Source organism: Pseudomonas sp. TH15 (genome assembly GCF_016651105.1).
Classification (GTDB): domain Bacteria; phylum Pseudomonadota; class Gammaproteobacteria; order Pseudomonadales; family Pseudomonadaceae; genus Aquipseudomonas.
In genome coordinates this window covers 1,255,467-1,274,375 of record NZ_JAEKEL010000001.1, presented here as the reverse complement: position 1 = coordinate 1,274,375, position 18,909 = coordinate 1,255,467, and the positions used below count along the sequence as shown (strand labels likewise).

17 protein-coding genes and 4 pseudogenes are annotated in these 18,909 nt (G+C 60.3%); 8 read left to right on the top strand and 13 right to left on the bottom strand.

The window, feature by feature from the left end; translation table 11 throughout:
* Positions 1-135 precede the first annotated feature (135 nt).
* Complete coding sequence (locus JFT87_RS05790) at positions 136-1,209, bottom strand: fatty acid desaturase (protein ID WP_201199607.1); 1,074 nt, start codon at positions 1,207-1,209, stop codon at positions 136-138.
* A 100-nt stretch (positions 1,210-1,309) separates the two neighbouring features.
* Here JFT87_RS05790 and JFT87_RS05785 point away from each other — a divergent pair, with 100 nt between their 5' ends.
* Positions 1,310-2,314 carry an AraC family transcriptional regulator gene (locus tag JFT87_RS05785; RefSeq protein WP_201199605.1) on the top strand — a complete coding sequence of 335 codons (1,005 nt, stop codon included), beginning with the start codon at positions 1,310-1,312 and terminating at the stop codon, positions 2,312-2,314.
* A 108-nt stretch (positions 2,315-2,422) separates the two neighbouring features.
* On the opposite strand, the pseudogene JFT87_RS05780 reads toward JFT87_RS05785, so the two are convergent.
* Both JFT87_RS05780 and JFT87_RS05775 read right to left on the bottom strand, forming a co-directional pair.
* Positions 2,423-3,807: pseudogene (locus JFT87_RS05780) on the bottom strand (heavy metal sensor histidine kinase).
* Entirely contained in the window at positions 3,797-4,477 is a 681-nt protein-coding gene (locus JFT87_RS05775) for a heavy metal response regulator transcription factor (protein WP_201199597.1), read from the bottom strand. The pseudogene JFT87_RS05780 and the gene JFT87_RS05775 overlap by 11 nt, the downstream one beginning before the upstream one ends.
* Before the next feature lie 136 nt (positions 4,478-4,613).
* On the opposite strand from JFT87_RS05775, the gene JFT87_RS05770 reads away from it, so the two are divergent.
* From JFT87_RS05770 to JFT87_RS05745, 6 genes and pseudogenes are all read left to right on the top strand, one after another.
* Positions 4,614-5,099: a GlcG/HbpS family heme-binding protein gene (locus JFT87_RS05770; protein WP_201199591.1), complete on the top strand. Its 486-nt coding sequence runs from the start codon at positions 4,614-4,616 to the stop codon at positions 5,097-5,099.
* An 11-nt stretch (positions 5,100-5,110) separates the two neighbouring features.
* Positions 5,111-5,521: a hydroxyisourate hydrolase gene (uraH, locus tag JFT87_RS05765; protein WP_201199589.1), complete on the top strand. Its 411-nt coding sequence runs from the start codon at positions 5,111-5,113 to the stop codon at positions 5,519-5,521.
* A gap of 140 nt (positions 5,522-5,661) precedes the next feature.
* Positions 5,662-5,754 (top strand): annotated as a pseudogene (locus JFT87_RS05760) (hydroxyisourate hydrolase); the annotation flags it as partial.
* A 139-nt stretch (positions 5,755-5,893) separates the two neighbouring features.
* Positions 5,894-5,986 (top strand): annotated as a pseudogene (locus tag JFT87_RS05755) (hydroxyisourate hydrolase); the annotation flags it as partial.
* A 139-nt stretch (positions 5,987-6,125) separates the two neighbouring features.
* Positions 6,126-6,218, top strand: a pseudogene (locus tag JFT87_RS05750) (hydroxyisourate hydrolase); the annotation flags it as partial.
* A gap of 154 nt (positions 6,219-6,372) precedes the next feature.
* Complete coding sequence (locus tag JFT87_RS05745; RefSeq protein WP_446739725.1) at positions 6,373-6,450, top strand: hydroxyisourate hydrolase; 78 nt, start codon at positions 6,373-6,375, stop codon at positions 6,448-6,450.
* A 163-nt stretch (positions 6,451-6,613) separates the two neighbouring features.
* On the opposite strand, the gene JFT87_RS05740 is transcribed toward JFT87_RS05745, so the two are convergent.
* A complete protein-coding gene (locus JFT87_RS05740; RefSeq protein ID WP_201199581.1) occupies positions 6,614-7,300 on the bottom strand; it encodes a Crp/Fnr family transcriptional regulator in 687 nt (228 codons plus the stop codon).
* Positions 7,301-7,384: 84 nt separating this feature from the next.
* Here JFT87_RS05740 and JFT87_RS05735 point away from each other — a divergent pair, with 84 nt between their 5' ends.
* Positions 7,385-7,903: an Mpo1 family 2-hydroxy fatty acid dioxygenase gene (locus tag JFT87_RS05735; RefSeq protein WP_201199580.1), complete on the top strand. Its 519-nt coding sequence runs from the start codon at positions 7,385-7,387 to the stop codon at positions 7,901-7,903.
* A gap of 44 nt (positions 7,904-7,947) precedes the next feature.
* Here JFT87_RS05735 and JFT87_RS05730 read toward each other — a convergent pair whose 3' ends face one another.
* The 9 genes from JFT87_RS05730 to dibA form a co-directional block, all read right to left on the bottom strand.
* Positions 7,948-10,158 (bottom strand): GMC family oxidoreductase, encoded by a 2,211-nt coding sequence (locus JFT87_RS05730; RefSeq protein ID WP_201199579.1) that lies wholly within the window; start codon positions 10,156-10,158, stop codon positions 7,948-7,950.
* A complete protein-coding gene (locus JFT87_RS05725; RefSeq protein ID WP_201199578.1) occupies positions 10,155-10,667 on the bottom strand; it encodes a sorbitol dehydrogenase in 513 nt (170 codons plus the stop codon). Before JFT87_RS05725 ends, JFT87_RS05730 begins: the two co-directional genes overlap by 4 nt.
* Positions 10,664-12,031, bottom strand: a complete 1,368-nt coding sequence (locus tag JFT87_RS05720; protein ID WP_201199577.1) for a cytochrome C — start codon at positions 12,029-12,031, stop codon at positions 10,664-10,666. Before JFT87_RS05720 ends, JFT87_RS05725 begins: the two co-directional genes overlap by 4 nt.
* A gap of 254 nt (positions 12,032-12,285) precedes the next feature.
* A complete protein-coding gene (locus tag JFT87_RS05715) occupies positions 12,286-13,275 on the bottom strand; it encodes a sulfate/molybdate ABC transporter ATP-binding protein (protein ID WP_054050209.1) in 990 nt (329 codons plus the stop codon).
* Between the two features lie 3 nt (positions 13,276-13,278).
* Positions 13,279-14,151 carry a sulfate ABC transporter permease subunit CysW gene (gene cysW / locus JFT87_RS05710; protein ID WP_054050211.1) on the bottom strand — a complete coding sequence of 291 codons (873 nt, stop codon included), beginning with the start codon at positions 14,149-14,151 and terminating at the stop codon, positions 13,279-13,281.
* Between the two features lie 13 nt (positions 14,152-14,164).
* A complete protein-coding gene (gene cysT / locus JFT87_RS05705; RefSeq protein WP_201199576.1) occupies positions 14,165-14,983 on the bottom strand; it encodes a sulfate ABC transporter permease subunit CysT in 819 nt (272 codons plus the stop codon).
* Positions 14,984-15,187: 204 nt separating this feature from the next.
* Positions 15,188-16,201 (bottom strand): sulfate ABC transporter substrate-binding protein, encoded by a 1,014-nt coding sequence (locus JFT87_RS05700; protein WP_201199568.1) that lies wholly within the window; start codon positions 16,199-16,201, stop codon positions 15,188-15,190.
* Positions 16,202-16,362: 161 nt separating this feature from the next.
* Positions 16,363-16,545 (bottom strand): sulfur starvation response protein OscA, encoded by a 183-nt coding sequence (oscA, locus tag JFT87_RS05695; protein ID WP_123498265.1) that lies wholly within the window; start codon positions 16,543-16,545, stop codon positions 16,363-16,365.
* A 330-nt stretch (positions 16,546-16,875) separates the two neighbouring features.
* Positions 16,876-18,795 carry a phosphodiesterase DibA gene (gene dibA / locus JFT87_RS05690; protein WP_201199566.1) on the bottom strand — a complete coding sequence of 640 codons (1,920 nt, stop codon included), beginning with the start codon at positions 18,793-18,795 and terminating at the stop codon, positions 16,876-16,878.
* Positions 18,796-18,909: the final 114 nt, after the last annotated feature.

Genomic DNA, 18,909 nt, shown 5'->3' with positions numbered 1-18,909 from the left:
AGGGGGCTTGCCCCCGTTCGGCTGCGAAGCAGTCGTAAACCAGACGACCGACCTCTATCTGTTAAACCTCGGTCGTCTGGTTTTGGGGCCGCTTCGCAGCCCAACGGGGGCAAGCCCCCTCGCCACAGGTATGAGTCAGGCCTGGGCGGTTTGTGTCGTGGCGCTCACCACCTCGTCCTTGCGAACAAACCGGTTCGCCCGCACAAACGTCCCGAAATCATTAAACCGAACCCCCATCTCGCGCATTACCTTATGCGCCACCGGCACGGTCATCTGGCGGATGTAAAACGGTTCCTTCACCACAAAGTGATGAATCCCGTGGCTGCTGCCGAAGTTGAAGCAGAACACTTGCAACGGCCACATCCACCAAGGGTTCAGCACCTGAGTCTGTTGAATCACATTCCCCAGCTCCACATCACCGTAGTAATGCATGTTCGAACTGACAAAGTGCAGGCAAAAAGTGCGCAACACGTTCGGCCCGATGATCACCACTGCCGCAATATCGATCACTTGCATCACGGACAGCGTGGTCGCCGACCACTCAATCGGTGCACCGAGCAAATGCGCAATGCCATTGGCCGCATGAAAGCCGAGAAACACATACCACGCGCCCCAATGCACCAGCGCCAAAGGCGCATAGACCTTCAAGGTGCGCTTGATGATGCTGAATTTGTGCGCCCAGGTCTTGGCCCGCAGCATGCGAATAAACGCCGACATCACGTTATCGCCGACCATCAACAGCCGGGCAATGCCCCAAGGCTCGCCATTGGTGATCGCCCGCTCTTCCATGTCGGTTTCGGTGCCGGAAACCTTGTGGTGATTGAGGTGCAGATGACGGCGGATCCACGGGTTGATCGTGCTTGGCCGCGCCAGCCAGACCAGGCCCATCATCAGGTTGTGCGGCAGGCGTTGCTTGCGGAAGTACATGCTGTGAATCAGGTCGTGTTCCAGTTCGTGGGTCAACGACGCAAAAAACGCATTGAGCAACAGGCACGCCCACCAGGCCATGTGCCCGGTGATGTAGAGCGCCGCCGAACCGATCATCCCGACCAGCGCAAAGGCCAGAATGCCTGCGCCCAAAGCGTCCTGATGGTTAAGAATCGGGTAGCGTTTGCGCAGTTCGACGCCCTTGGCCAGCACCACTTCGCGAATATGTGCTGATCGCTGGGCTGCATTCAGTCGCTGGGGACTTGCAGAAGTACGGTCCATGCTTCCATCCTCTGGTTATTGATGCTCACATCCTGCCTTGTGACGCCTCACAAGATGGTAGCCGTGAACGCCAACCTGTTGACCGGAAGCGCCAATCACCATGAGTGAACCGACCTCCCTCGCCAGCTGGACCCGCGCCCTGCGCAAGCAACTCGATGCGTTGGGCCTCGACAGCACCGCCCTGTGCCAACAGGCGGGGCTTGACCCGCAGTTGATGGACGACCCGAACGCCCGTTATCCGTTGTCCAGCACCACGCGCCTGTGGGAAATCGCCGTGCAGGCCAGCGGCGACCCGGCGATCGGCTTGCGGGTGTCGCGCTTTGTCAGCCCGACCACATTCCACGCGTTGGGTTATGCGCTGGTGGCCAGCGGCAGTCTGCGGGAAGTGTTCGAGCGCATCGTGCGTTATCACCAAGTGGTCAGCGATGCGTTGGAACTGGAGCTGACTCGCGGCGAGGATCGCTACCGTTTCCGCCTGAAAGTCCCCCTCGGTAGTCTGGCCCCGGCCTTCGAAGCCATCGACGCCTTCGCGGCGATCTACGTGCGCACCTGCCGCAATCGCCTGGGCCGCGAGTACGCGCCAATGGCGGTGTACCTGCGCCGCCCGGAACCGGCGGACCCGCATCAGTGGCACAAAGTCTTTCGCTCCCCGGTGTACTTCAGCGCCGATGAAGACCGACTGGAATTCTCGCTGGTGGATTTCGACAGCCACCTGGACGACGCGAACCCGGAACTGGCCGAACACAACGAAACCGTGCTCAAACGCACCCTGGCACAGCTCAAACCGCTGACCTGGGAGCGCAAGGTGCGCGACGCCATTGAAGAACAACTTCCAGAAGGCGAACCCAGCGCCGAACGCATCGCCCAGGCCCTGCACCTGAGCTTGCGCAGCCTGCAACGGCACTTGGCGGATGAGGGTTGTCGATTCGACACGTTGCTCAACGAAAGCCGCGAAAACCTGGCGCTGCTGCATCTGCGTGATCCGCAGTGTTCGTTGAGTGAGGTCAGCTATTTGCTGGGGTTTGCCGATACGAGCAGCTTCAGCCGCGCGTTCAAGCGCTGGACGGGGATGACGCCGGGGCAGTTTCGGGATGGGTTGCGCTGATTGATCCCAACTCTGGGTCGTCAGATCCGGCGCCTTCGCGAGCAGGCTCGCTCCCACAGGGGAAACGCATTCCAAATGTGGGAGCGAGCCTGCTCGCGAAGAGGCCCTTTAATTCACTAAAAAACCCAGTTCAAAAACGGTGCCATCAGCAGCACTGCTCACCCGCACCTGCCCCCATGCAACTGCATGATCGATTGCACAATGGCCAGCCCCAGCCCACCCGAATCCCCTGGCTCCGCGCGCGAAGGATCGACGCGATAGAAACGATCGAACAATCGGCCCAAATGCTCCGGCGCAATCGCCGGGCCGTGGTTATGTACCTGCACCCAGTGCCAACCCGGCTCATCGTGCCGGCGCAGGCTGATCGAGGTGCCGGGGGCCGCGTGGCGCACGGCGTTGGCCAGCAAGTTGCCAAGTGCGCGTTGCAGCAGTTGCTGATCGGCGCGGAGTTCGCCGTGCAGATGGTTTTCCAGGCGCAGGTCGCGGTCGTCGGCCAAGGCTTCGAAGTAATCACACAGCTCGCTGCCAACATCTTGCAGATCCAGCGTTTGCAAGTTGAGCGCTCGCTCGGCCTGTTCGGCGCGGGCGAGGAACATCAGGTTTTCCGCCATGCGTTTGAGGCGCTCGAACTCTTCCATGTTCGAGGCCAGCACTTCCTGATATTCCGCCGTGCTGCGCGGGTGATTCAGCGCCTGGCCGTTGCTGGCGAGCAAGGTGTGCAGCGGCGTGCGGATCTCATGGGCGAGGTCGGCGGAGAACTGCGAGAGGCGCTGCACGCTGTCGTCCAGACGCGCGAGCATGCCATTGAGCGCCTGCACCGGTTCAAGCAGTTCGGCGGGCGTGCCCGTCGCCGGCAAACGTTGATCGAGGCTGCGCAGGTCGATGCGGCGTACCGCTTCGCTCAATTGCCGTAACGGTTGCAGGCCTCGGCGCAGCAACAGCAAGCCCAAGGCAAACGCGAGCAGCGCACCGAGACCGACCGAGAGATACAGCCGCAAGCGATAGCTGCCGAGCATCTGCTCGCGCTCGCTCAGCACTTTGCCGGCGATCACCGTCAGCGGTTCGCCACTCGGCCCTTGCGCGTCACCGGACAACAGCGCCAGCTCGGCACCGTCCTGGGCTTGCCAGGTCAGCACGTCGCGGCGTTGCGGGGTTTGCTCACGCGCGATTGCGTTGAGCTTGGGCAGTTCGCGTTGACGCGGGTTGATGGCGATCACGCTCGAGCCGTCGGCACGTCGCACCAACAACAAGCTGTCGAGATTGCCGAGCATGTTCTGATACAGCCGTGGCCGCGCCTGCAAGGCGTCGAGGCTGTCGCTGTCGGCGAGCAAGGCGCGCACCTGCTCCAGTCGGCCAAGCAACGCGAGGTCGTCGCGGTAGGCGAGTTCAGAGGCGAGCGAGCGGTAGAGGAACACGCCGATCGCGCTCAAGACCAACGCGCAGACCAGTGCGAACGCCAGCGCCAGGCGCCAGGCGATCGACCTAGAGCGCATCGTCCGGCGCTTCCAGTTGATAACCGACGCCGCGCACGGTGTGGATCAGTTTCGGCATGTACGGGTCATCGACTTTCGCCCGCAGACGGCGCACCGCGACTTCGACCATGTTGGTGTCGCTGTCGAAATTCAGGTTCCACACCTGCGAAGCGATCAGCGTGCGCGACAATACTTCGCCCTGGCGGCTGGCGAGCAGTTGCAGCAGGGCGAATTCCTTGTTGGTCAGGGCAATGCGCTGGCCGCCGCGACTGACACGGCGGCGCAGCACGTCGATGTCCAGATCGGCGATGCTGTACGACTCGGCTTCGCGCATCGGCCCGCGTCGCAGCAATGTGCGCACGCGCGCGAGCAACTCGGCGAACGCGAAGGGTTTGAGCAAGTAATCGTCGGCACCCAGTTCGAGGCCACGCACGCGGTCTTCAATGGCGTCCTTGGCGGTCAGGAACAGCACCGGCGTGGCGCCACGCTGGCGGATCAGTTGCAGCAATTGCCAGCCATTGAGGCCGGGGAGCATCACGTCGAGGATGATCAGGTCGTATTCCTGCTGCTCGATGAAGTAACGTCCATCGAGGCCATTGAGTGCCACGTCCACGGCAAATCCCGACTCACCCAGGCCTTTGGCGAGGAAATTCGCGGTTTTGGCTTCATCTTCTACGACCAGCAAACGCATGGCACACCTCGATTGATCAAGCACACAGGCTAGGCGCCTTCGGCGGCGTTGCCCATTACAAACTTGTAATCAGACTGACGAAGTTCTGACGAAGACCGGCGGCTAAGGTGGCGACCTTCGCTTCTGGAGCCTGTCCATGACCGTCAAATACCTTGCAGCCAGCCTCGCCATCGGCCTCAGCGCCAGCGTTTTCGCTGCCCCCGAACTGCCGCGCCACGCTGACCTCGACCTGAAAACCGCGCAACTGCTGGCCAACACGGCACTGAGCAATTGCACCGGCACGGTGTCGGTTCTCGACCGTGGCGGCAACCTGTTGGTAACTCTGCGTGGCGATGGCGTCGGCCCGCACAACACCGCCGCCAGCCAGCGCAAGGCGTACACCGCGCTGTCGACAAAAACCGCCACTCGGTTGTTCGCCGAACGCGCTCGCAGCAACCCGGAAACCACCAATCTCAACACCCTCGACGAATTGCTGCTGCTCGGCGGCGGCATTCCGCTGTTCGCCGCCAACGAGTTGGTCGGCGCCATGGGCGTGGCCGGTTCCGGCGGCGGTGAGCAAGACGAAACCTGCGCGATCAAGGCTGCCGAGAAAACCGGCCTGACCACCACCCGTTCCCAATAAGGAGATTCACCATGAGTTCTTTGCGCATGACCTTTGCCGCGCTCGGCCTGAGCGCTTTCTCTAGTCTGGCCCTCGCCGCCGGCAACCCGTTGAGCGTGCACGTGCTCAATCTGGAAAACGGCCTGCCTTCGCCGGGCATCGACGTGACCCTGGAGAAACACGTCGGCCAGAACTGGCAGCCATTGGCCCAGGGCACGACCAATGAACAAGGGCGGATTGCCGAACTGTTCCCGGCCAAACAGCCTTTTGAAGCGGGTGAATACCGCGTGGTGTTCAAGACCGGCGAGTACTTCAAAAAGGTCAAGCACGACACGTTCTTCCCGGAAATCCCGGTGATTTTCGAAGTGAAGCAGACCGACCAGCACTACCACATCCCGCTGCTGCTCAGCCCATACGGCTTCTCGACCTATCGCGGTTCGTAACCCCCCACACAAAACCCCTGTAGGAGTGAGCCTTTGTGGCGAGGGGATTTATCCCCGTTGGGTCGCGGAGCGGCCCTGAAAACCGGGACTGCTGCGCACTCCAACGGGGATAAATCCCCTCGCCACAAGTATGTGGTTCACCGGTGATTTTCGAAGTGAAGCAGACCGACCAGCACTACCACATCCCGTTGCTGCTCAGCCCATACGGCTTCTCGACCTATCGCGGTTCGTAAGCCTCCACACAAATCCCCTGTAGGAGTGAGCCTTTGTGGCTAGGGGATTATCCCCGTTGGGTCGCGGAGCGGCCCTGAAAACCGGGACTGCTGCGCACTCCAACGGGGATAAATCCCCTCGCCACAAGTATGGGGTTCACCGGTGATTTTCGAAGTGAGGCAGACCGACCAGCACTACCACATCCCGTTGCTGCTCAGCCCATACGGCTTCTCGACCTATCGCGGTTCGTAAGCCCCCGCACAACCCCCTGTAGGAGTGAGCCTTTGTGGCGAGGGGATTTATCCCCGTTGGGTCGCGGAGCGGCCCTGAAAACCGGGACTGCTGCGCACTCCAACGGGGATAAATCCCCTCGCCACAAGTATGGGGTTCACCGGGGATTTTCGAAGTGAAGCAGACCGACCAGCACTACCACATTCCGCTGCTGCTCAGCCCATACGGCTTCTCGACCTATCGCGGTTCGTAAGCCCCCGCACAACCCCCTGTAGGAGTGAGCCTTTGTGGCGAGGGGATTTATCCCCGTTGGGTCGCGGAGCGGCCCTGAAAACCGGGACTGCTGCGCACTCCAACGGGGATAAATCCCCTCGCCACAAGTATGGGGTTCACCGGGGATTTTCGAAGTGAAGCAGACCGACCAGCACTACCACATCCCGCTGCTGCTCAGCCCATACGGCTTCTCGACCTATCGCGGTTCGTAAGCCTCCACACAAATCCCCTGTAGGAGTGAGCCTTTGTGGCTAGGGGATTTATCCCCGTTGGGTCGCGGAGCGGCCCTGAAAACCGGGACTGCTGCGCACTCCAACGGGGATAAATCCCCTCACCACAAGTATGGGTCCACACCGTGTGTTGGGTATGGTGCCGCTAAATCGTGGCCAGCGCCCGCAACCGCTCGGCGTCCAGAATCTCGATCTCGCCATAGCCCAGGCCGATAATCCCCTGGCCCTGCAATTCCTTGAGCAACTGGTTGGTGGTCTGGCGCGACAGCGACAACATCGACGCCAGTTGCTCCTGGGGCAGTTGCAGTACCCGTCGCGGCGGATCGACTTCGCCATAGCCCTCGGCAATCATCAACAAGCGGTGGGCAAGGCGGGCCGGGGCCGGCAGCAGGCTCAGTTGTTCGAGGTAGATGAAGGTCAGGCGCAGTTTGTGGCTCATCAGCAACGCCAATTGCCGCCAGTACAGCGGTTGTTCATCGAGCAACTTCAGCAATGCCGTTTGCGGGATGTGCAGCAGGATACATTGACCCACGCCATAGGCGTCGTGGGTCCGGGGCTGGCCATCGAACAGACAGATTTCGCCGAACCAGTGCGGTGGCTCGACCAGGCTCAGCAGCGCCTCCTTGCCCTGCTCGCTCACCGCACCGATGCGTATCGAGCCTTCGAGTACCGCGTACAGACCGCACGGCGGATCGCCACGCTTGAACAGCCGCTGCCCCGCCGTCAACCGCCGAACCCGGGCTGCCGCCAGCAGACTATCCTGAAAGGGAACGGGTAAATGACTGAACCACTGCCCACTCATCAGGCGTGGACGCCAGACCTGCATATCCATGAAGACTCCTAGAGATTGTCGCCTGGCTGACAGAGCGAGCGCCGAACCCGGGGCATGATCAGTCACCCTACAGGAGGAATAACAATGAAAAGCCTCGTTGACCATCTCAGTCAATACGCCGCCTACCACCGTGACCCCCGCAATATCGCCAGCCACTTTATCGGCATTCCGCTGATTGTGGTGGCCGTCGCGGTTTTACTGTCGCGGCCGCAATGGGCTGGAGGCTGGGTTTCGCCGGCGGTGCTGCTGGCGTTGGCGTCTGCATGGTTTTACTTGCGCCTGGAGCTGCGCCTCGGGGTGCTGATGACGGTGTTGCTGGGCCTGTCGGTTTGGCTGGGGCATGCGTTGGCGCAGCAAAGCACGATGCTCTGGCTGAGCAGTGGCGTGGGGATGTTTGTGATTGGCTGGGCGATTCAGTTTGTCGGTCATCACTATGAGGGGCGTAAGCCGGCGTTTGTCGATGATGTGACGGGGTTGATTGTCGGGCCGTTGTTTGTGGTGGCGGAACTGGCGTTCATGCTCGGTCTGCGCCAGGAATTGAAGCACGAGATTGAACTGCGCTCCGGCCCGGTAACCCTGCGCGAACACAAAACCGCGCATTGAAAAACCGCGCAAGGTGCGCGACTGCGCACCTTGCGCGGCATGCTTCACAGCGCGCCGAACGTCACCTGCACCGTCAGCGCGCCCTGATTGTCGGCGAGTCCGACGCCATATCGGCCCTCCAGATCGTCGTTGATACACAGCTGCAATTCGCCTTGCTGCCCCGCAGGAATCTGCGCCAGATCGCCAATCAGAAACGGCGCCCCGGTACTGCCGATCCGCCCGATCAACGCACCCTCGTTGGCGCCCGGCAAGGTGTAGCCGGGTTTGGCGATCAGGCCCGCGCTGCCGTTGCCGTCAACCATGCCGCCCGCCGGGCTGGCGAACCAGTGCCCACTGAGATAACGCACCAGGCGCGGACTCGGCCCGTTGATCTGCACGCCCGTGCCCTGCCAGGGCTGATTGGCCTGAACCTGCACCGTGGCGGTTTTCAGGTCGTTGGCCAAGGTGTCGCCGGCCTGAATCGACAACGCTGCGATGGTCAGGCTCGGGTTTGAAGTGCCGGTGCTGGGGAACACACCGTCGCCGACCAGGAACAGGTTTTTGTGATCCCAACTGCGCTGATCCTTGTTGACCACCGATTTCAACGGGTCATCGCCCATGCGGTAAGTGCCCATCAGGTGGCCGGCACCCTGGAAGCTGTAATCCACGCCTTTGTAGTTGAATTTCCCCGGCGGTAACGGCTTGGTCAACTCGGTGGCGCCGAGCAGCTCGGTGATGATGTGCGTGGCGAGGATCTTCGCCTGCCGGAAGCCCTCCTTGGTGTAGTCGGACAAGTCGTAGTGAATCTCCGGCCGCGGAATGCCCAAGCGATCCTTGTACTGCGTTGACGGCACGATGTAGCAATTGGCGTTATCCGGATCGTCCTCGACCTGTTCCACCAGAAAACCGATGCGGAACTGGCGAGTCAGCAAGTCGTTGAGTTTCTGCACCAGTGCCGTGCCGTACAACACTTGCTGCGGGCCCTTGGCGGGTGGCAGTGGATTGGTGGCGCTATCGTTGGCGCCATCGATCAGGTCGGCGACGGTGACGTAGGGATCGCCCACCGGCCAGTTGAAGCCTTCGTTGCCGATTTCGATTCGCCACGCCGCGCGCTGACTGCGAAAGGCGCCGTCGCGCAGGCTTTCAATGCCTGCCGTTGAAACCGGTCCGCGATAAGGGAACACCGCTTTGCCTTCCGGCATCAGGCCCCAGGCCAGATAGATCGGATGGTCCGCCAGGCTGCGTCCAACCTGACCGCTGCTGTTGGCCACGCCTTTGGGCCACGCGGGGCTGGTGGAATTGAGCAGCAGTTTCGGCGTCTCGATAGCATGGGCGGCGATCACATAACGCTGGCCGACTGCGACGCCGGTGCCGGTCGGCGGGCCGTCGCCGAGTTGATACTGGATGAACTCGATGCCGCTGATGGACTTGTCCGCCGCCACCGTGACTTTGCTTGCCACGGTTTTGTAGAGCACCCGCACATTGCCGGTGTTCAGCGCGTTGTTCATGGTCACCGTGGCGTCGTACTTGGCCTGAATCGGACAGATAGGTGTGCAGTTGGTATTGCCGGCGCACACGCGACGACCCGCGTAGGGTTGCGAATTGCGCCCGGCCGGTGTCGGGCTGACCACCAGTGGCAGGCCGTCGAACGATTTACCCTGAACCGCCGCAACAAAACTGCCATCGACCAGTGACAGCGGAATGCTGGTCATCGGGAATTGATAGCCATCCGGGAATGTCATGCCCAGATACGCCTGATCCGCCACATTGGCGGCCACGCCAATTTCCGCTTCGGCGCGGCAATACGCGCTTTGCAGATCGTTGTAACTGATCGGCCAATCGACACCGACGCCGTACAGCGACTTCAGACGGAAGTCGTTGGGCACCATGCGCAGACAGGTCGCCACCCAATGCCAGGTGGTGCCACCGCCGACCCGCTCATAGGTGCTGGTAAAGGCCAACGGGCCCTTTTGCACCAGGTAGCTGATTTCAGGGTTTTCCCAACCAAGGATCAAATCGGCGATGGTCGCGCGCGGCGCATTCTGCTCGGCCGGATTGCGCGGCGTGTCCAGCGTGCTGACCGGCGGATACGGCGATTCCGGGGTCTTCAAGGTCGCCGTGTAAAAGCGTTCCAGATACTGATTACGGTTGGCCGGAATCTCCGGCCCGGACTCCAGCACCAACACTTTCACCCCGGCCAGCCCCAACTGATAGGCGATGATGCTGCCGGCCAGACCGGCGCCGACGATCACCACATCTGCTTGTTCGCTACTCATGACGACGCTCCTTGTGGTCCGCTCGCGGGCACCCCGGTGAAGTCTTCAAGGCTGGGCGGCACTTCGTTCCAGTAACCGAAGAAAAATTCGCTGTAGCCCATGGGGTGCGCCTGGGCGATTTTCCATGCCCAGCTCTGGGTGTAAGCCTGATCGGAGACCACCATCTGATCCCCCGCCTTGTTGCTGCCGACGGTGTACGGCTGATACCAGACGCCCAGCAGCCAGAGCTTCATGATCGAACGGGCGGCTTGCGCCGTTTGCGTGGTGGCCGGTTGCGTGCCGTTCATCAACACCGCTTGGGCGATCTGATCCGGCGGCACTTTATCCGCCAGCAAGGTCGCGTATTGGGTTAGTAACGCCTGCAATACCGGGGGAGTGATGCGTGGCCCGATGAACGTCAGGAACTGAGTCGGCAGGTCGATCGGATCGACAGAGGGTGCAATGAACGTTAGCGGAATGCCGGTCAGGGCCGAAGACAGACCGGCAAAATTATCCAGATCGATGCTCATGGCTGACTCCTTGTCGCGCCAGTCGATTGCGCGCGTTCGAGCAAGTAGGTGAAGTCCGCGAAACTGGTGCGCGGCGACTCGGTGACATGGGTGGCGGCGTTGCCGTGGCAGGCGATGCAACTGGAGGACGCTTGCGGCACGGTGCCCTGGATGTAGGTTTCCAGCGTGGTATTGGCGAGGAACGCAGGCGCCGGTCGACCCAGAGGCTCGGTTTTCGAGATCTGGCACGGTGGCTGCGGCGTCAGTGTCGGCCATTGCGTGCTGATCAACTGATAGTTGGCCCACACGCTGTTCGGGTTCACCGTGCGCAACAGCGTCTGATAGGTGCTGTTGAGGGTTTTGGTGGCCGGGGTCAACGACGCTTCGCGCACGATCTGCGATGGCGTTGCCTTGACTGCCGGGTTCCACGGACGCGGCGGTGGCTGGTTGATTTCCGCCTGACTGTTAGCGTTGTAGAACAGATACGGGCCTTTGCGCTCGGCCACGGGGGTGGACTGCTCCGGCACGTTGTCGACGTGTTCGAAGGTCGACCAGACCCACTGCGGCGCACTGCTGGTCTTGTGCACGATGTGCAAGCCCACCAACCCGACCGGTTCGGCCTTGCACGACTCCGGCACTACCGGGCCTTTGCTCGGGTCGCTGTTGCCCGGCGTGTAGACCAGCGCATCGACGGTGTGGAATTTCTCTCGTCGGTCATTGCCGTCGAGGACTTTCCACGACGCCTTCACCATCAGCGATCCGACCTGGCGGGTGTCGTTGTTGCCGCAACTGAACGCCACCGTATTCTTCGGATCGGCCGCAAAGTACGCCTGCTGGCCCTGAATGCTGTACAGACCCTTGTTGACGATGTCGTCGAACATCGGCTGGTTGACGACGATTTCGTTGCGCGTATAAACGCCGCTCTGATCGACCAGCGGCCCGCTCTGGAACGGCTGGATAAACTCGTCGAGCACGTCCGGCACTTTGCCCATCTGTTGCAGCAAGCGCCCGGAACCCAAGCCTTCGCAGGCTTTCGGAATCGTCGCGGGCGCGTTCCAGGGATTCGGCGTCTGGCCGTTGGCGAGGAAAATCTGATAGCTCTCTTTCCAGTTCTCCCAGACCGTCGCACCGTCCTGTTGGCCGATCGGCGTGCCCGTATTCGGGGCGCCGTTTTCCAGCGCCGGCCAGTTCAAGGCGATAAACGTCTGCCACGACATATCGTCGAAATTCTGTTGCAGGCTGGTCAGGGAAAACGGCGGGGTCGCCGTGACATCGAAAGGTATTTGCGTTGACAGCGTGGGGTCGGCGTTGGCCAGTGGGCTGAGCATTGCGCCAAACAGCGCGCAACCGAGCCACGGCGCGGGCCGGTGGACTTCCGTTCTCATCGTTATCTCCTTGGCATCAGGGTCCAGGAGATACGCCGGTCCGTCATGGACTCTTCACTGCGCCTCCTGGCACAGCCTGGAGATTAGGCAAGGAACGCGTCACGGTTGGTGGGGCAGTTAGATCAAATCGAGTTAAGCCCAATAGCCACACAACACCCCCCTGTAGGAGCTGTCGAGTGAAACGAGGCTGCGATCTTTTGACTTTAAAATCAAAAGATCGCAGCGTGCCGCAGCTCCTACAGGAGCTTTTGATTTTAGATGTTGGCGACTTTCTGCCAGACCTTGGGTTTGAAGAACAACGTCTCACCCTTGGCCAACCCGACCAGGCTGTCGTGATCCTTCACCACTTCAGCCTCGATCAGTTCGCTCTGCCCTTCAACCTTCAACGTCACCCGAGTGGTGGCGCCCAATGGCCGGATATCGCGCACTTCAGCCGCGTGGTGATCCTCCAGCTCATGCCGCGACAGCGACACTTCGTGCGGGCGGAACAGCACGTGATTGTCGTCACCCAAGTGCAAACGGTTGGAGTCACCGAGGAAGTGATAAACGAAATCGCTGGCCGGGTTTTCGTAGACGTCGCCCGGTGAACCGATCTGCTCGATCACACCTTTGTTCATCACCACGATGCGATCCGCGACTTCCATCGCCTCTTCCTGGTCGTGGGTCACGAACACGGAAGTCAGGTTGATGTCTTCGTGCAGCCGCGCCAACCAGCGACGCAGTTCTTTACGAACCTTGGCATCCAGTGCGCCGAACGGTTCGTCCAGCAGCAGAACTTTCGGTTCCACCGCCAACGCGCGGGCCAGGGCAATACGCTGGCGTTGACCACCGGACAGTTGCTCCGGGTAGCGATCCGACAACCAATCCAGTTGCACCATGTTCAGCAGTTCGTGAACTTTGACCGCGATCTGGCTTTCGCTCGGGCGCTGGTTTTTCGGCTTCATGCGCAGGCCGAACGCGACGTTGTCGAACACCGTCATGTGCCGAAACAAGGCGTAGTGCTGGAACACGAAACCGACGTTGCGATCACGCACGTCGTGGCCGGAGACGTCTTCACCGTGGAACACGATGTTGCCTTGGTCCGGGGTTTCCAGGCCGGCGATGATCCGCAGCAGCGTGGTTTTGCCGCAACCCGACGGGCCGAGCAGCGCCACGAGTTCGCCGCTGTGGATATCCAGGCTGATGTCGTTCAGGGCCTTGAACGCGTTGAAATTCTTGCTGACGTTACGCACTTCGATCGACATGACTTATTCCTCCGCGGCGCTGGCGCGCAGGCGGTTAATACGGTTTTCGCTCCACTGCTTCAGCAGCAGGATGAAGAGCGCCATGATCAGCAACAGGCTCGCTACAGCGAACGCGGCCACGTGGTTGTATTCGTTGTAGAGGATCTCGACGTGCAGCGGCAGGGTGTTGGTCACCCCGCGAATGTGCCCGGAAACCACCGACACCGCACCGAACTCACCCATCGCCCGCGCCGTACACAGCACCACGCCGTAGATCAGGCCCCATTTGATATTGGGAACGGTGACGTGCCAGAACATCTGCCAGCCATTGGCGCCGAGCAGGCGCGCGGCTTCTTCTTCCTGGGTGCCTTGTTCCTGCATCAGCGGGATCAGCTCACGGGCCACGAACGGCACGGTGACGAAAATCGTCGCCAGCACGATGCCCGGCAAGGCGAAGACGATCTGGATGTCGTGATCCTGCAACCATGGACCGAACAGGCCTTGGGCACCGAACATCAGTACGTAGACCAGACCGGCGATCACTGGAGAGACCGAGAACGGCAAGTCGATCAACGTGACCAACATACTTTTTCCACGGAACGAGTATTTACTCACGCACCACGCTGCGCTGACGCCGAACACCACGTTCAGCGGCACCGAAATCAGTACGGCGATCACCGTGAGTTTCAGCGCCGACAAGGCGTCCGGTTCAAAGATCGCGGTGAAGAACGCGCCCAGGCCGTTTTTCAAGCCCTGGGACACGACGATAAACAGCGGCAACAATAAAAACAGCGTGAAGACCAGCCAGCACAGACCGATCAGGATACGCCGCGAAGTAGCACTGCCACGGCGGGCGGCGTTGGCCGAAGAGGCGGCCGCAATAGACGATTGGGACATGGTTCGCGCCTCCTTATGGGGTTTCGATGCGCCGCTGCAGCAAGTTGATCAGCAGCAACAGGACGAAGGAAACCACCAGCATCAACACGCCAATGGAGGTGGCACCGGTGTAATCGTATTGGTCGAGCTTGACCATGATCAGCAGCGGCAGGATCTCGGTTTTCATTGGCATGTTGCCGGCAATGAAAATCACCGAACCGTACTCACCGACACCACGGGCAAACGCCAGGGCAAAACCGGTCAGCCAGGCCGGCAACAGCGCAGGCACCAGGATGTAGCGGAACACCTGCAACGGCTTGGCGCCGAGGCATGCTGCCGCTTCTTCGATTTCACGCGGGATGTCGGCCAACACCGGCTGCACCGTGCGCACCACGAATGGCAGCGTGACGAAAGTCAGCGCCAGGGTGATGCCGAGTGGGGTGTAGGCGATCTTGAAGCCCATGTCCGCGGCGAACTGCCCGACCAGACCGGTCGGCGTGTACAGCGCGGTCAGCGCGATACCGGCCACGGCGGTGGGCAAGGCGAACGGCAGGTCGATCATCGCGTCGATGATCTTGCGGCCCGGGAAGGTGTAGCGCACCAGCACCCAGGCCAGCAACGTGCCGATGATGCCGTTGATGATCGCAGCATACAGCGCAGTGCCGAAGCTCAGCTTCAACGCCGCCAGCACGCGAGGCGCGGTAACGATGGCGTAGAACTGATCCCAGGTGAGTTGGGAGGCATGGATGAACATCGCCGCCAGTGGAATGAGCACAATCAGGCTGAGGTACACCAAGGTGTAGCCCAGCGTCAGCCCGAAGCCGGGTATGACGGGGGAGATACGACGCGACATAAAAGTCCTTGGTTAAAAACGCATCAATGTGGGAGCGAACCCTGTGGCGAGGGGATTTATCCCCGTTGGGCAGCGAAGCTGCCCCAAAACCATCACATGCGGTGTATATGGTTTTCCGCATTTGCCGATTTTGGGGCTACTGCGTAGCCCAACGCGGATAAATCCCCTCGCCACAAAAGCCCGCTCCCACAGTTTGTAGTCAGGTTACTGCGCCTGGTAAATCTGGTCGAACACGCCACCGTCATTGAAGAATTTCGGTTGGGCAGTTTTCCAGCCGCCGAAGTCTTTGTCGATGGTCACCAGGTCCAGTTTCGGGAACTGCTTGGCGTATTTGGCTGATACGTCCTTGTCACGAGGACGGTAGAAGTTCTTCGCCGCGATTTCCTGACCGGCCGGACTGTACAGGTGCTTGAGGTAGGCCTCAGCAATCTCGGTGTTGCCCTTTTTCTCGGCGTTCTTGTCGACCAAGGCCACCGGTGGTTCGGCGAGGATCGACAGCGAAGGCACAACGATCTCGAACTTGTCGGCGCCGCCGTCTTCTTTCAGTGCCAGGAACGCTTCGTTTTCCCAGGCCAGCAACACGTCGCCCTGACCGTTGTTGACGAAGGTAATGGTCGAGCCGCGAGCACCGGTGTCCAGCACAGGCACGTGTTTGAACAGGGTTTGTATGTATTCTTTGGCCTTGGCTTCGTCACCGCCGTTGGCTTTCAGGCCATAGGCCCAGGCCGCGAGGAAGTTCCAGCGTGCGCCGCCGGAAGTTTTCGGGTTCGGGGTGATGACCGACACGTCGTTCTTGATCAGGTCGCCCCAGTCCTTGATGCCTTTAGGGTTGCCCTTGCGCACCAGGAACACGATGGTCGACGTGTAAGGCGTGCTCGCATCCGGTAGACGCTTCTGCCAGTCGGCCGGCAGGGTCTTGCCGAGTTTGGCGATTTCGTCGATGTCACCCGCCAGGGCCAGGGTCACCACGTCGGCCCGCAGCCCGTCGATTACCGCCCGGCCTTGTTTGCCCGAACCACCGTGGGATTGCTGGATCTTCACGTTGTCGCCAGCGTGGTCTTTCTTCCAGAAGTTGATGAATTCAGCGTTGTAGTCCTGATACAGCTCACGGGTCGGGTCGTACGACACGTTGAGCAGCTCGTAATCCTTGGCAACCGCGGAGCCTGCAAAAAGAGCGCTGGCCAGCGCGGCCAAAGCGAAATGACGAATCGACGACATGGTGAAAGCTCCTGGAATTCTGATTGTGTTGCTTTTTCTTATGAGTTTCTTGAATCGCGGTTGCCGTTTACAAAGATCGCCGCCTTCGGCCGCTCCTACCTCAATCCCCCGTAGGAACTGCCGAAGGCTGCGATCTTTTGATCTTTCTTTTGATTTTCGCTTCAGCTCGGTTTGTTAACCGGGTTCTGCAAGCGGAATTTCTCTTTGCGTTCGATCTGGACCACCTGGGCGTTGTGCACGGTGATTTCCACTGCGCCGAAACGCAGATCGCGCAGGGCACTCTGGATCTCACGCAAAATGGTTGCTTCGTCCTGGCCGTCAACGCTACGTAGGGATGCGCTCATGGTGCTGCTCCTTATCTGAGAGGTTGCCTGGCAGTGTCGGTACTGCTTGCGGCGTGAGGGCAATAGTAGATAGGCGCGGATATTCTTAAAAAGACTATTTAAGAATGTTTATATAACCAAAAAGTATTATTTGGTGGGACAAGGGCTTGCGGAGGATTTTGAGTTTTTGAAATCACTCAGACCCCTGTGGCGAGGGAGCTTGCTCCCGCTGGACTGCGTAGCAGTCCCAAAAGCGTCACCGCTACCGATGAGCAAATCCCTCTAATAGTTGGCGAGCGTTTCGCACTCGAACGGGAGCAAGCTCCCTCGCCACAAAAGCGCATCACGAACTCAGCAAATAATCGGCGCCCGAGCCCAATCCAGTTGCCCCGCTGGCACCGGCCTGCCAAACCAGTAGCCCTGCCCCAGTTCGCAAGCGTGCTCGAGCAGGAATGCCGCTTGCTCCACTTGCTCGATCCCTTCGGCATGCACCTGCATCCCCATGCTGTTGGCCAACGCGATGATCACCCGCACAATCGCGCCGTCATCCTCGTCCCACGGCAACCCGGCGACAAAACCCTGATCGATCTTGAGCTTCTGCACCGGCAAACGCTTGAGCCGCAGCAGCGACGAATAACCGGTGCCAAAATCGTCGATGGCCAGCCGAACACCCAACTCACGCAAGCGGTGCATCTGCTCCAGCGCCACTTCCGGATCGTCCATCACCGCACTTTCGGTGACTTCCAGTTCCAGATACGCCGGATCCAGCCCGGTTTCGTGCAGCACCTGCGCCACTTGCTGATACAACTCGCGGCGCGCAAACAACCGCGAAGACACATTCACCGCGACAAACGACAGCACCACGCCTGCCTGCTGCCATTGGCACATCTGCTGACAGGCTTGGCGCATGACCCAGGCATCAATCTCGGAAATCAGCCCGGTACGTTCGGCGACCGGGATGAACTCGGCCGGCGATATCAAACCGCGCTGCGGATGATCCCAGCGCACCAGCGCCTCGACGCCGATCAAGCGACTGGTTTTGAGGTCATGGACCGGCTGGTAGTAAACCCGCAGTTCCTGCTGTTCCAGCGCGCGGCGCAGTTCGAAGGCGATCTCGACCCGCTGCTGGGCGTGTGCGGTCAATTCTTCGGTGTAGAGCGCGTAACCATCACGGCCGGTGCTTTTGGCCTTAAACAGCGCCGAGTCGGCATTGCGCAGCAGTTGCTCGGCACTCAAAGCATCGCCGGGGAACAGGCTGATGCCGATGCTGGCGTTAATGAACAACTGATGCCCATCGATCTCGAACGACTCCTTGATGCCATCGATGATCCGTTGCGCCAGCGCCGCCGCGTGCACCAGTTGCGGACAATTTTCCGCAAGTACGGCGAATTCGTCGCCGCCCAGCCGCGCCAGGGTGATGCCCGGTACGAACAGGCCTTTGAAACGTACGGCCACGGCCTTGAGCAGTTGGTCGCCGATGTTGTGCCCGAGGCTGTCGTTGATCATCTTGAAATGATCCAGATCGATCATCAGCAATGCGCAACCACGCTTGTGCAGTTGCGCCGAAGTCAGTGCCTGTTCGACACGATCGGTGAACAGCAGGCGATTGGGCAGATCGGTCAACGGGTCGTGGTGAGCCAGGTGTGTCAGTTCGTGTTCGGAGTTCTTGATCGCGCTGATGTCGGAAAACACCGCCACGTAATGACTGACACGGCCCAGGTCGTCATGAATGAGGCGGATGGTCTGCCATTGCGGGTAGATTTCGCCGCTCTTGCGCCGATTCCAGATCTCCCCGCTCCACTCGCCGCTGCTACCGAGCATGGCGAACATCGCCTGATAGAAGGCCGGCGGGTGGCGACCGGACTTGAACAGACTCGGCCGTTGGCCCATGACCTCCTCACGCAGATAACCGGTGATCTCCATGAACGCGCGGTTCACATGCACGATCAGCCCGTTGCGGTCGGTCACCAACACCCCTTCGCGGGTGCAATCGAACACGGCTGCTGCTTGGCGCAGACGTTCCCGGTCTTCATTGCGCTCGCGTAATTTGGCGCCGATCCCCAGGCAGCGGAACAGTTTGGCCCGGGCGAGAAAGATTAATCCGGCGCTGAGCAGCACCCAGGCATAACCGTTGATCAGTTGCCATCGCAACAGCTCGGTGGAGCTATCGAAGAAACTGTTCAATAAATAACCACTGAACTGGAGCCAGACTACTGAAATCACCAGATAAAGCAGCGCTGCACGCAAGGCATCGCGATATGTTGCAGTCATTCGGCCATCCATGTCCCTACAAACGGGTTGGAATTATAGGTTAAAGAAACATCCGGCCACTCTTATCTGAAAGGGCGACTGGTTTTATCTGTGGGCTTAGTGATAATGCAACGG